The sequence below is a fragment of the Vibrio sp. TRT 2004 genome (assembly GCF_050113735.1).
GTDB lineage: Bacteria > Pseudomonadota > Gammaproteobacteria > Enterobacterales > Vibrionaceae > Vibrio.
This window is the reverse complement of sequence record NZ_JBNJOH010000013.1, coordinates 13,814-26,665: the sequence shown is the minus strand read 5'-3', so window position 1 is coordinate 26,665 and position 12,852 is coordinate 13,814. Positions and strand designations below refer to the sequence as shown.

The following is a 12,852-nucleotide window of genomic DNA, read 5'->3' as shown; positions in this document are numbered from 1 at the left end:
GCGAATACGAACAATTATCGGGTAAGAAATGAATAAGCCATCTCCAAGACAAGTAACCATCTCAGCGACTGAATCCATCACTCCCAACATGCAGCGCATTACTCTTCAGAGTGATGCGCTTGTTGAATTCCCTGCCGATTGTGAAGGTAGCTACATCAAGTTACTGTTTACACCATCAGGTGGCACTGATCTCACCACGATGAGCGAAGGCGATCGCCCTATCATGCGCACTTACACCATCCGCCGCTTTGACGCCGATAACGGATTGATTGAAGTCGATTTTGTTAAACATATTACTGAGGATCTACAGTGCGGATTTGCCGCTCGATGGGCAATGAGTGCCAAAGTGGGTGAACGCATTTCTATTGCGGGTCCAGGTTCGATTCAAGATATGAATACAGAAGCGGACTGGTTTTTTATGACCGCCGATATGACCGCACTGCCAGCACTATCCGCTAAGATCCGCCGTTTGCCGCATGATGCAAAAGGCTATGCTGTGATCAAGGTTATTTCAGAGCTCGATATTCAGCCTATTGAGACGCCAAGTCACTTTGACGTTAAATGGATTTTCGCAAACGAATCGCTAGTCGACACAGTACGTTCTTTACCTTGGCATGCAGGTAAAACTTCCGTTTGGTGCGCGTGTGAGTTTGACTCTATGCGAGGGCTACGCCAGTACTTTAGAAATGAAAGACAGGTAGAAAGAGAAAATATCTACATCAGTAGTTATTGGAAACAAGGCGTTGCAGAAGACGGTCACAAAGTGATTAAACGCCAAGATGCGGAACAGCATGACAACTAACCGGGATATAGATTGAGGGAATTTCTCCCTCAATCTGTTCATTAGTGAACCGTCAGACCAACTTCTCCGCGAGAAAATCAATCAACAACCGAACTTTAGGCGATAGGTTTCTGTTTTGCGGATAAAGCGCCCAAATACCTTCGCGTTCATCTCGATACTCCGTCAATACTTCGATCAAATCACCCTCATCCAAAGCGTGTTGAACATAGTGGTCGGGCAGTTGAACTAAACCTAGCCCTCGTTTCGCCGCATCAAGCAGCGCATAGCCTGAATTGCAGTGAATTCGGCCTGTAACGCGTATTGATTTTTCGCTCTTTGCATCCCTAAAGCGCCAGTAGTCTACTGACCCCACAAGGCACTGATGGCGAGCTAACTCAGATAATGTATAAGGCTCTCCATATCTGTCTAGGTAGCTCGGGCTAGCACAAACGTATAACTGCCGACTTGAGAGACGTTTTGCGATCAAACTCGAATCTTGTAGACGACCAAGGCGAATCGCCACATCAAAGCCCATCTCAATAAGATCCAGCTTCTGGTTGGTCAACATAAGCTCCAGATCGACCTGTGGGTACTGTTCCAGAAACTGATGCAACAAAGGCGCTAAATTTTGCTCACCGAAGGTGACTGGGGCGGTCACTTTTAACAATCCCTTCGGCGTTGACTGCATCTGAGTAACCGCCAGTTCAGCCAATTCTAACCCCTCCACAAGATGCTTACATTGCTGGAAGTAAACATGCCCAGCTTCGGTGAGGGTGACTTTGCGAGTCGTCCTGTTAAATAGCTTAACGGCCAAACGTTCCTCTAGCGTAGAAATGCGACGGCTGACCTGCGCAACTGAAGTCGCCAGTTTGTTTGCCGCCGCCGTAAATGAGTGTGTTTCCGCCACCGCGACAAACTCACTGACTCCTTCCCAATTCGCCATCTTGTCACTCTGTAATATTCAAGGTCATCTAACGGTCAATTATTGCAAAAAAGACAACAATCTCACAAGAATCGAAGTCGTGAATTGTTTAGCCGGATAGGTTCAAAGCAAAAAACCGCACTTCGATTGTGATAACATGGCCTCCTGTTCCGATTCCAAAAGCGACTGAAAATGTCTAAAGTCAAACTGTCACTGAGTATACTCATCATCACGATCGCACTCGTACTAGCATGGGTGTTCATTCCTACCCATGTTCGTCTCGGCAACGAAATCCTTAATCAATCAATTGGTGGTGGCTACAAATTGGTCGGTCACAAAGCGATATCAACCGATCCTCAAGCCGGTAAATTGAACCACTTCTTCCTCATCGATCAATCAGCCAGCGTCTCAGACTCAGAACCTTTTTTGATCACATCTGACCCATTTATTACTGTGACTAAGGTTGATGACAACAAATTATCGCTCTCGGTCAATGGTCGAGTTAAGTTCCTTGATAATGACGTTTGGATCGAAAGACCCGACGGTACAGTGCAACATTGGTACGTCAGTGCGAATATCAATTACATCCGCTAGCCTCTCACTGCGCTAGCATTCCAGACACAAACAGGTAAAATCACGCCAGTTGTTTTTACCTGTAGTGAATACCCTAATGCACCACCCTCAAGATCTATTTACCCGTTTCTCCACTGATATCGCACATTATTCACTACCAGAGAAATTTACCTTTCCGTTTTATTATCAACCGCACCCATTGTGCGTGTTAGCGGCTGAGCAACTGCAACAACACTTGACGACCCAGAAGCAATGGCAACATAACTTTGGCATCGATGGTGATGCAGCAGGAACGGGTAAAATGTTTGGCGTTCTACTGGTTAAGTCTCCTCTAGGTGAAATTGGTTATCTCTCTGCTTTTTCTGGCAAGATCGCAGACCAAAACCTACTACCAGGCTTTGTACCACCGGTGTTTGATATGCTGGCAGAGGAAAGTTTCTTTCGTTCAGATCTGGCTAATATAACTGAGATCAATAGTGCGGTTACCCAGCAGCAATCCAACCCCCGCTTTATAGAGCTTAAACAGACGTTAAGTCAATTACAGCAAGACTATCAGAGCGAAGAACATCAGCAGCGTCAAGCCATTATTGCTGGCCGAGCAGCGCGTAAAATGCAACGCGAACGCGGCGAACAAACATTAAGTAAAGCGGAGCTCGATGCGCTGTTAGTAGCGTTAGGCAAAGAGAGTGTCGCTGAAAAAAACAAACTCAAATACCTCAAGTTAGAGTGGGAAGAAAGAATCGCGGCGATCACAGCAGAGCTTGATGTCTTGCAGACGTCACTAGAACAGCTCAAGCAACAGAGAAAACAGTTGTCCAATACCCTGCAAAATAAACTGTTCAATCAATACCGTTTTCTTAATGCACATGGACAACAACAGTCTCTATCTGCAATCTTTGCACCGACGACGAGCCCGACTCCTCCCGCAGGAGCAGGCGAATGTGCGGCACCAAAGTTGTTACATTACGCCTTTAAGCACAACTTCAAACCATTAGCGCTGGCGGAATTCTGGTGGGGAGTCTCTCCAAAATCGGAAATTCGACAGCACGCAAAGTTCTATCCATCATGCAATAGCAAGTGCCAGCCAATATTAGGCCACATGTTGCAAGGCTTGCTGGTTGACGACAACCCACTGGAAGAGAGCTGGGCACAAGACAAAGAGTTGGAAATCTTATACGAAGACGAAGCATTAGTCGTCGTAAACAAACCTTCGGGCCTACTATCAGTGCCAGGCAAGACCATCTCAGACTCTGCCTATACACGCTTACAAATGCGTTATCCCGACGCAGAAGGACCATTTGTCATCCATCGATTGGATATGGCCACATCGGGATTGCTGGTTTTTGCACTCACTAAACGCGCCAACAAAAGCCTCCAGAAACAGTTTATCTCCCGCAGCGTACACAAGCGCTATGTCGCTTTGCTCGAGGGTAGTGTTGACCAAGAGAGCGGCCAGATTACTCTACCAATGCGAGGAGATCCCGTTGACCGCCCTCGCCAACTGGTCTGTTTTGAGCATGGCAAACCCGCTGAAACTTACTGGGAAAAAATGAACACCACTGACGGACGAAGCAAGCTCTACCTCTATCCGAAAACTGGACGCACTCACCAACTTAGGGTTCACTGTGCACACCATCTCGGACTAAACCTGCCTATGGTCGGTGATGGATTGTATGGTGAAAAAGCAGATCGCTTACATCTACACGCAGAGCGGTTGGAGTTTGACCACCCTTATAGCAAAGAGAGACTAACCTTTTCAGCACCGGCCGAGTTTTAGCTCGCAGACAGGACTCACTGCGCGGACTAGAAACCGTCAATGCTGTGAGTCTAGTCAGGCTTTTGTTATCTAAGGGTTCAGACCTCAACCTAATCAGTGTAAGACAATGTCTTAAAGCCAGCCTACAAGGAATGTTCAAATATGTCTGATTACACTGCTACGGTTAAATGGCAACGTGGCGAGCAAGAGCCCTTTAACGACAATCAATACAGCCGTGGCCACACTTGGGAGTTTGATGGCGGAATTGTTGTTCCCGCCTCGTCTTCACCTCATGTTGTCCCCCTACCCTTTTCAGTGGCGGAAAATGTTGATCCTGAAGAGGCGTATATCGCTGCGATCTCCAGCTGTCACATGCTAACTTTCCTTGGCATAGCCGCCAAACAGCGCTACGTGATCGACCAGTACATCGATCACGCTGTTGGTTATATGGAAGAAGACTCTCAAGGAAGAAGCTCCGTGACACAAGTGATTCTGCGGCCCGACATCATTTTCGTTGGAGACAAGCAACCAACGTTTGAGCAGTTGCAAAAACTCCATCACCTTGCTCATCAACACTGCTTCATCGCGAATTCAGTCAAAACAGAGATAACCACTGAAATCCTTGCTTAGAAGCGGTAAAGCGAGAGAAACAAAGCTAATCAAAATAACTCACTTCATGCTACACTCAGCGTCAATTATGGGGTAAACGCCCACTACGACAAAAAACCTGAGTGTAACCATGCCATTCTCCAAACTTGGCCTGAGCCAACCGATCACCGACGTGATTTCTCAACTTGGCTACAGCAAGCCAACTACAATTCAACAACAAGCGATTCCAGTGATCTTACGTGGTGATGACCTTATCGCTGCGGCACAGACGGGAACCGGTAAAACCGCCAGCTTTGTTCTGCCAATTTTACAAAAGCTCAGTCAAGGGCAAACCCAGCGTAAGAAACGCATTCGCGCTCTCATCCTTGCTCCTACCCGTGAGCTTGCAATGCAAGTTGAGCAAAAGGTACAAGATTATAGTAAGAATCTGTCTCTCACCTCTCTCGCTATGTACGGTGGCGTCGATGAGAGTAGCCAGAAACAAGCATTAATCGATGGTGTCGATATTCTGGTTGCAACACCAGGCCGCCTAATTGATATGTATGGCAAACGCGCAGTGCATTTCGATGAAGTCGAAGTGCTGGTACTCGATGAAGCAGACCGAATGCTCGACATGGGCTTCATTGAAGACATCAACAAGATTCTCGATCGTTTGCCTACCGATATTCAGCATCTTCTGTTTTCGGCGACCCTGTCGAACAAGGTGCGCGATCTGGCTAAAACCGCGGTTCATGACCCGTATGAAATCTCTATTGCGGCCAACCAAGCATCAAAGAAAAACATTGAGCAATGGCTGATAACGGTAGACAAAGACAGAAAATCAGCGCTGCTGAGTCATCTGATCCATGAGAATGACTGGGATCAGGCGCTGATTTTTATCGAAACTAAACATGGCGCAGCCAAGCTGGCGTCGCAGCTTGAAAAGCGCGGCATCATTGCTGAAGCGTTTCACAGTGGCCGAAGTCAGGCGGTGCGTTCACAACTACTCGCTGACTTCAAAGCAGGCAAAATTAAATACATGATTGCGACAGGCGTCGGCGCTCGCGGTATTGATATTGAAGGGCTATCGAGAGTCATTAACTATGATCTGCCATTCCCAGCAGACGAGTATGTTCATCGCATTGGTCGTACAGGTCGTGCGGATGCGCAAGGCGAAGCGATTTCATTTGTCTCGAAAGATAACTTCAAGAACCTTTGCATGATCGAATCTCGTTTAGGTCACTTGATTGAGCGCCGTGAAATTGAAGGTTTTGAGCCTCGTAAGCCAGTGCCGATTTCTATCTTAAACTATGTGCCAAAACACAAACGCCAACAAAAGGATAATTGATGAACGCACCAACTAAAATTACCTTTTTTGAGTTTCTGACTCCGTTGATCACGGCGGGAAAAAAGACCATTACCATCCGTGATGAGTCTGAGTCCCATTATGTTCCAGGAACGGAAGTGGAGGTGTACACCTTAGAAACTGACCAAAAAGTCTGCAACATTAAGATACTGTCGGTTACCCCCCTCCACTTTGATGATATCAACGAGTTCCATGCCGAGCAGGAATCGATTGAACTACCAAAACTCAAAGCACTGATTAGGGAGATTTACCCTAATACAGACACCCTTTTCGAAATCAGTTACGAGCTCGTTTAAGTGGCTTAACGCAGGCTACCAACGGTAGCCTGTGTCTTCTCATCAAGTTAATCTAGGTTCCGCCTGTTCGTTCGATCATTCTCTTAGCCAGTCCATGGTTATGTCGCGAAAAACAAAAACTAGACGACTGGTCTAATTTAAATTATAGTAGCGCCATGAACGCTAAAACCCAAGACACTCGTCAACACATACTCGAAGTCGGCTACCAATTGGTCGTGGCTAAAGGCTTTACTGCGGTTGGCCTATCTGAATTGCTTAAAAGTGCAGATGTACCTAAAGGTTCTTTCTATCACTACTTCAAATCAAAAGAACAGTTTGGAGAAGCGCTTATTGAAGAGTATTTCAAAACTTATCTGACACGAGTCGGTGACTTATTGTCGCATGACAAGACAACAGGCCGCGAACGCCTGCTAGATTATTTTTCGCGCTGGTTAGATGTCGACAACGGGATGTGTAACGCCAATAAGTGTTTGGTGGTAAAGCTAAGTGCTGAAGTAGCGGATTTATCAGAGCCTATGAGGTCGAAATTGGCGTCCGGTGCAGAAAAGATAGTTCAGATGCTGGCCAAATGCATTCAATCTGGTATTGAAGATGGCTCAATTCACTGTCGTGATGCGGATCAAATGGCACGTCAGCTCTATCAGCAATGGCTTGGGGCAAGTTTATTGAACAAATTGCATCAAGATGGCCGCAATCTGGAATCTTGCTACATTGCGACTCAACAACTTTTAAACAACTAATAATACCCGCCACTTTACACGGCGGGATTTTTTGAAACATCAACTAGACGACTGGTCTAATAATAAGGAACTACCCATGACTAATTCAACGAATCGCCGCATTGTCCTCGCTTCAAGACCGGTAGGTGCTCCGGTCGACAGTAACTTCCGTCTTGAGAATGTCGATAAACCAACACCTGCCGAAGGAGAAATGCTACTTCGCAGTGTTTACCTTTCTCTTGATCCCTACATGCGTGGACGTATGAGCGATGCTAAATCTTACGCCGATCCTGTCGCTTTGGGTGAAGTGATGGTTGGCGGTAGCGTTTGTCAGGTAGAGCAATCCAACCACCCTGACTTTGAAGTCGGTGAATGGGTTCTCGCCTTTACCGGTTGGCAGGACTACGGCATTTCAAATGGAGAAGGTCTCATTAAGATGGGTAAAGCACCTTCTCATCCATCTTATGCGTTAGGCGTTATGGGCATGCCAGGCTTCACCGCTTACATGGGGCTGCTAGACATTGGTCAGCCTAAAGCGGGAGAAACTCTTGTCGTTGCGGCTGCGACTGGCGCAGTGGGCTCTATGGTTGGCCAGATTGGTAAGTTAAAAGGCTGTCGAGTTATCGGTGTCGCTGGTGGTGAAGAAAAATGCCGTTACGCAAAAGAACAGTTAGGCTTTGATGAATGTATTGATCATAAGGCCGACGATTTCGCCGAGCAGCTAGCAAAGGTGTGTGATAAGGGTATTGATATCTATTTCGAGAACGTTGGCGGCAAAGTATTTGATGCAGTAATGCCTCTACTAAATACCAGCGCTCGTGTTCCTCTATGTGGGTTAATTTCTCAGTACAACGCGACAGAATTGCCTGCTGGGCCAGACCGCATGTCAATGCTAATGGCTCAACTGCTGATCAAACGCATTAAAATGCAAGGCTTTATCATTTTTGACGACTACGCTCACCGCTATGGCGAATTTGCAGCAGACATGGGGCAATGGCTAGCTGAAGGCAAAATTCACTACCGCGAGCATCTGGTCGAAGGTCTAGAAAACGCACCACAAGCCTTTATCGGCCTGCTGGAAGGAAAAAACTTCGGTAAACTCGTTGTTCAAACCAACGCTGCCCTTTGATCTAAACGTAGTGATCGAACACTAAAACATCATGCCAAAGAGGGCTCACTGTGGTGAGCCCTCTTTGCTGTTGCGAATCCAACCCAACCGTCCTCAACGTCTTTTCCAATCCGCGCTATTTGCTGAAGATAAAATTTGGCAATCCTGCAAAACCTACACTAAATTTATTGATGAAACCAAATAGGAAAAGAGGTGCATATAGCGCCTCTCTATTGGCTTAGCTCTGTAGGAACAATGAGGGGTGAACCATGAAAAGCTTCGATTTTTTTAGACTGTTTGACACCAAAGAGCTGTTTATTTTTTACTGATTTTTGCCTAGCGCTTTAATCAATACAGAGGTATCCATACGGCCATAGCCATCTTTTTGCAGTTGAGCGTATCGTTGGTCAATATCTTTAGTCAGAGGCAACTCGATACCAACTCGTTTTGCTTCTTTAAGACAGAATCCAAGATCTTTACGCATCCAATCGATGGCGAAGCCGAAATCAAACTGATCGTTAGCCATAGTGACCGCGCGATTCTCCATTTGCCATGATCCTGCAGCACCATGCTTTAAAGTATCAACGACTTTTTCAACATCAAGACCCGTTTTCTGCGCAAGCAAAATGGCTTCGCTGAGGCCTTGCAATACCGCACCCACACAAATCTGGTTAACCATCTTACAGCGTTGACCCTGCCCGTTTTCACCAAACAAGCTGACTTGTTTCGCATAGGCATCCATCACTGGAGATACGGCATCAAATACACTCTGATCACCACCGCACATGATGGTCAACACGCCATTTTCTGCGCCTGCTTGTCCACCAGAAACAGGGGCGTCAATAAAGGCATTTCCATTCTCATTCGCCGCATCTGCCAACTCAATCGCCAACTCTGCCGACGTCGTCGTATGATCAACCAATACTGCTCCTGGTTTTAGCCCTGCCAAGATACCATCTTCACCGTAAACAACGCTGCGCACGTCATCATCGTTACCAACACAGACAAAAACCACATCGCAATCTTGCGCGGCTTCTCTCGGTGTTGCACACGCTGTTCCTTGATACTCTTCAGCCCAACGCTCTGCCTTAGCCGATGTGCGGTTATACACCTTAGTCTGGTTTCCCGCTTTGCTAAGATAACCCGCCATTGGATAGCCCATCACTCCTAATCCGATGAAGGCGACTTTGTTGCTCATGACTCTATCTCTCTGTTATAGATTGTTGTGTTGCCAGTGTACTAAATAATGGCGGACAAATTAACTTCTCAAACGAACTGTTGTTCACATTCGAAAAGTACGCAAACTTAGCATTGTTTGTCACCGATAAGGGCAGATTAACCAACCACTTCTAGCCATTTACAAAACAAATCGCCCCAGCGAAGACGATTAAAATTGTCGAGATATCATTGATATGCTCTTTTACTCACTTGGCTAATTGTGCCAGAATCAACGCAGTTACTTCCATGTTTAATAAGTTGTCACATGAATTATCAAGCCGCTATCTTCGATATGGATGGCCTTCTACTCGACACTGAACGTGTCTGTATGCGCGTCTTCAAACAGGCCTGCGCTACAACCCATCAACCTTTCCATGAAGAGGTTTACCGATCGATTATTGGTTGTAACTCTGCAACGATTGAGAAGATCTTTCGTCACGCTTATGGGGAGCACTACCAAACCGTACACGATGAGTGGCGAGTCAACTACAACGCTATCGTCAAGCATCAGGCAATACCTGTCAAAGATGGCGTTATAGAGCTACTTGAGTGGCTAAAAAGCAACAAGATTCCAACGGCTGTCGCCACTTCAACACATAAGGATGTCGCCACTTTTAAGCTTAAACTGGCAGGTCTCGATAAGTATTTTGATAGCCTGACTTGTGGTTGCGAAGTGTCACATGGCAAACCTGACCCAGAGATTTACCTACTCGCCGCAACGCGTTTGGGAGTAGACCCGACTAAGTGTCTCGCGTTTGAAGACTCAAACAATGGTGTACGTAGTGCAGTGGCAGCGCGAATGAATACCTATCAAATCCCAGATCTGCTTGAACCTAGTGAGGATGTGATCGCCCTTGGCCACCAGATCCTGCCATCATTGCATGATGCCCTAGCCGATTTAAAACAGCAGTAATCTCGACAGCGAGTAAGCATTTCTCATCATTGCTTTACTCGCTACTTCTTCGCCGACCATCTTGTCGAACACGGCACCTCGCCCTTATACCCTTTACCAATTTTCAATAACTAAGCGTTCTATAGGCAGTTTGTTACTTAGGGTTTTTATCGACTAAAGTGACCCAATAATAGTATTGAACGCAATCCGAATAAGGAACGACAATGACAACTCAATACGTACCACCTAAAGTTTGGAAGAACGAACCTAGCTCAGGCAACCAATGGGCAAATATTAATCGCCCAGAAGCAGGGGCTCGATTTGAAAGGGATCTACCTGTTGGCGAACATCCCCTTCAGCTCTACTCTTTAGGCACTCCGAATGGCCAAAAAGTCACCATTTTATTGGAAGAGTTACTCGCCCTTGGTATTAAGGAGGCGGAGTATGATGCGCACCTAATTAAAATTGGGGATTCCGATCAGTTCTCTTCAGGATTCGTTGCCGTAAACCCGAACTCTAAGATACCTGCGTTGGTCGACAATTCAGGCGAAACACCTGAGAACGTGTTTGAATCGGCGTCAATTTTGGTTCACTTAGCAGAAAAATTTGGCAAGTTCTTACCACAAAGTGGGCCTGCCCGTACCCAAACCTTCAACTGGTTGTTCTGGGCTCAAGGTTCCGCACCATTCTTAGGTGGAGGCTTTGGCCACTTCTACGCGTATGCCGATGAGAAGCAAGAATACCCAATTAACCGCTTTGCGATGGAAGCCAAACGTCAGTTAGATGTACTGGACAAGCAGTTGGCAAACAACACCTTTGTCGCTGGTGAAGAGTACACGATTGCGGATATGGCGATCTGGCCATGGTATGGAAACCTAGTACTAGGCAAAATGTATAACGCAGCTGAGTTCTTACAGGTAGAGAGTTACACCCATGTGGTCCGTTGGGCAAAACAGATTGAGTCTCGTCAAGCCGTACAGCGAGGACGTATTGTGAACCGACCATTTGGTGAAGAGTGGGAACAGGTGCTCGAACGCCATAGCGCAGAGGATATCGATAAAGTCATGGCGTTAAAGCCAGAGTAAGGATGACCGGTGCAGAAAGAGGATGATGTCAGGAAGGCTAGAAAGTACACATCCTTGTGTCGTATTGCTCTGAGTTAAATCCAAACCAGAGACAACAGCAAAAATGGTAAGGCAATTGCCGACGCCATTTTTGCTAACGCCAAAAATTCTCGCATCATCACTTCACGCATAGGTGAAACAATCGCTGTAGAATATGACGCCGCAACTTGTGCACTGTTCATAAACCCTCAAACGGATAGAGTGTTAAGGAGCGGCGATTCTACAGACTGCCTACTGCGAGTTCAACCATAGTAACAGTTGAATCTGTTTCGTCCGGCTAGCCCCATTAAAGAAACCCAATCTTAGTGATCACCATTTTATGGTCAGAGCCGTTTGGATGATTGATACTTCGTCGTTCACATATCCGCCTTCCTTCCAAGGATGACTTTAACCATAAGTGATCAATCGCAATCATTGAAAAATCGGGGGTCGCAACCTCTTGAGCCCAATTAGGCCAACTCGCCACTGGCACCGTTTGAAAACTTGGCAAAATCTGACCAAACCTCAGGCTGACCGCGGATAGGTTGAAATCTCCAACCACCAGCATTTCATCGCTCGGATAAAGTTCAATGATAGACTCTATCGTCCTTATCAAGGCATTACGTCGATACCAGAGCTCTTTAGTCCTTGGTGAAGGAGGATGTGCAGCAATAAAGGTCACCGCACTATGCTTATTTGGCATCCACACACCGTGGATGATGGCTTGCTGATCTGGCGTCATGTACACGGAGACGTCTCGCAGTGGCGCTCGACTCAAAATCATCTGGCTAGAAGGGTAACCAATTCCCTCTTGTCCGCCGTAGTAATAGGGATACACATCATCGAGTGTCTTGAGTTTTTCACCTATCTCAGGCGCAACCTCTTGCAGCACGACTAAATCAGTGGGATTCGATAGCAGGCGGTTTATAAATTGATTGATGTTTCTGTTGCCGTAGTAAAGATTAAACTGACTCACTGTGATCGGATTAACGCAGTTGGTGGCTAAAGTGTGCTGAGAGTTTGGAGCGAGGAGCAAGAACACACCCGATAACAAAACAGACACGACACCCTGCGCCCAACACTTCTTCAATATCAAGGCCAACGCGAGTCCCCAGTAGATCAATAGAAAGACCGCCGGAAACGCGACAATGTTTTCAATCCACCAAGTCGATTCATAAAATGAGAATCCGACCCATGTCAATGTTGGACTGAAGATCAATAACCAGACTAAGCTGCGCTTTATCAATCGGCTCTCCTTATGCACGATATCAACCAAGTATGCGTCAAGCTGTCACATTACTCCGCTACACTATGAAATATAGCTCAACTCAAGTGACTAACAGTCAGCTACCTCTCCGCACAAATGCATAATTATGCAACTTTAATCTTAACATCCTAATTCGTAATGCAATTCAATACATACCGTGAGATCTCAAATTGTTAAGATTTAGAACAATTAACACTGATATCTTTAACATTTCATTAAACGATTGCTATAATCTAAGTTCTTATTTTTAGGCAACTTACGGT

Annotated in this window: 14 protein-coding genes; 10 read left to right on the top strand and 4 right to left on the bottom strand. The window is 46.2% G+C overall.

What is annotated here, in order from left to right:
• Positions 1–28: 28 nt before the first annotated feature.
• Positions 29–802, top strand: coding sequence for a siderophore-interacting protein (locus ACQEXR_RS07635; protein ID WP_426950066.1), 774 nt, complete (start codon positions 29–31; stop codon positions 800–802).
• Positions 803–854: 52 nt separating this feature from the next.
• Here the strand turns inward: ACQEXR_RS07635 and ACQEXR_RS07630 are convergent, their stop codons facing one another.
• Complete coding sequence (locus ACQEXR_RS07630) at positions 855–1,724, bottom strand: LysR family transcriptional regulator (protein WP_426950064.1); 870 nt, start codon at positions 1,722–1,724, stop codon at positions 855–857.
• Positions 1,725–1,895: 171 nt separating this feature from the next.
• Here ACQEXR_RS07630 and ACQEXR_RS07625 point away from each other — a divergent pair, with 171 nt between their 5' ends.
• The 7 genes from ACQEXR_RS07625 to ACQEXR_RS07595 all read left to right on the top strand — a co-directional run bounded on the left by ACQEXR_RS07625 (position 1,896) and on the right by ACQEXR_RS07595 (position 8,130).
• Entirely contained in the window at positions 1,896–2,297 is a 402-nt protein-coding gene (locus ACQEXR_RS07625) for a hypothetical protein (protein WP_426950063.1), read from the top strand.
• A 76-nt stretch (positions 2,298–2,373) separates the two neighbouring features.
• Positions 2,374–4,053 (top strand): pseudouridine synthase, encoded by a 1,680-nt coding sequence (locus ACQEXR_RS07620; RefSeq protein WP_427020053.1) that lies wholly within the window; start codon positions 2,374–2,376, stop codon positions 4,051–4,053.
• 141 nt (positions 4,054–4,194) lie between these two features.
• Positions 4,195–4,662 (top strand): OsmC family protein, encoded by a 468-nt coding sequence (locus tag ACQEXR_RS07615; protein WP_138971106.1) that lies wholly within the window; start codon positions 4,195–4,197, stop codon positions 4,660–4,662.
• Positions 4,663–4,771: 109 nt separating this feature from the next.
• The gene (locus tag ACQEXR_RS07610) at positions 4,772–5,968 is read left to right on the top strand and encodes a DEAD/DEAH box helicase (protein WP_427020052.1); all 1,197 of its coding nucleotides are present in this window, start codon (positions 4,772–4,774) and stop codon (positions 5,966–5,968) included.
• Positions 5,965–6,282: a N(4)-acetylcytidine aminohydrolase gene (yqfB, locus tag ACQEXR_RS07605; RefSeq protein ID WP_426950060.1), complete on the top strand. Its 318-nt coding sequence runs from the start codon at positions 5,965–5,967 to the stop codon at positions 6,280–6,282. Before ACQEXR_RS07610 ends, yqfB begins: the two co-directional genes overlap by 4 nt.
• Before the next feature lie 155 nt (positions 6,283–6,437).
• On the top strand, positions 6,438–7,022 hold the full coding sequence (locus ACQEXR_RS07600) for a TetR/AcrR family transcriptional regulator (protein WP_427020051.1): 585 nt from the start codon (positions 6,438–6,440) through the stop codon (positions 7,020–7,022).
• 76 nt (positions 7,023–7,098) lie between these two features.
• Positions 7,099–8,130 (top strand): NADP-dependent oxidoreductase, encoded by a 1,032-nt coding sequence (locus ACQEXR_RS07595; RefSeq protein WP_426950058.1) that lies wholly within the window; start codon positions 7,099–7,101, stop codon positions 8,128–8,130.
• A 301-nt stretch (positions 8,131–8,431) separates the two neighbouring features.
• Here ACQEXR_RS07595 and ACQEXR_RS07590 read toward each other — a convergent pair whose 3' ends face one another.
• The gene (locus ACQEXR_RS07590; RefSeq protein ID WP_427020050.1) at positions 8,432–9,307 is read right to left on the bottom strand and encodes an NAD(P)-dependent oxidoreductase; all 876 of its coding nucleotides are present in this window, start codon (positions 9,305–9,307) and stop codon (positions 8,432–8,434) included.
• Positions 9,308–9,592: 285 nt separating this feature from the next.
• Here ACQEXR_RS07590 and ACQEXR_RS07585 point away from each other — a divergent pair, with 285 nt between their 5' ends.
• The gene (locus ACQEXR_RS07585; RefSeq protein WP_427020049.1) at positions 9,593–10,240 is read left to right on the top strand and encodes an HAD family hydrolase; all 648 of its coding nucleotides are present in this window, start codon (positions 9,593–9,595) and stop codon (positions 10,238–10,240) included.
• A 203-nt stretch (positions 10,241–10,443) separates the two neighbouring features.
• On the top strand, positions 10,444–11,304 hold the full coding sequence (yghU, locus tag ACQEXR_RS07580) for a glutathione-dependent disulfide-bond oxidoreductase (RefSeq protein WP_427020048.1): 861 nt from the start codon (positions 10,444–10,446) through the stop codon (positions 11,302–11,304).
• A 74-nt stretch (positions 11,305–11,378) separates the two neighbouring features.
• On the opposite strand, the gene ACQEXR_RS07575 is transcribed toward yghU, so the two are convergent.
• Complete coding sequence (locus tag ACQEXR_RS07575) at positions 11,379–11,525, bottom strand: hypothetical protein (protein ID WP_171052136.1); 147 nt, start codon at positions 11,523–11,525, stop codon at positions 11,379–11,381.
• Between the two features lie 104 nt (positions 11,526–11,629).
• The gene (locus ACQEXR_RS07570) at positions 11,630–12,565 is read right to left on the bottom strand and encodes an endonuclease/exonuclease/phosphatase family protein (protein WP_427020079.1); all 936 of its coding nucleotides are present in this window, start codon (positions 12,563–12,565) and stop codon (positions 11,630–11,632) included.
• Between the last annotated feature and the right edge of the window lie 287 nt (positions 12,566–12,852).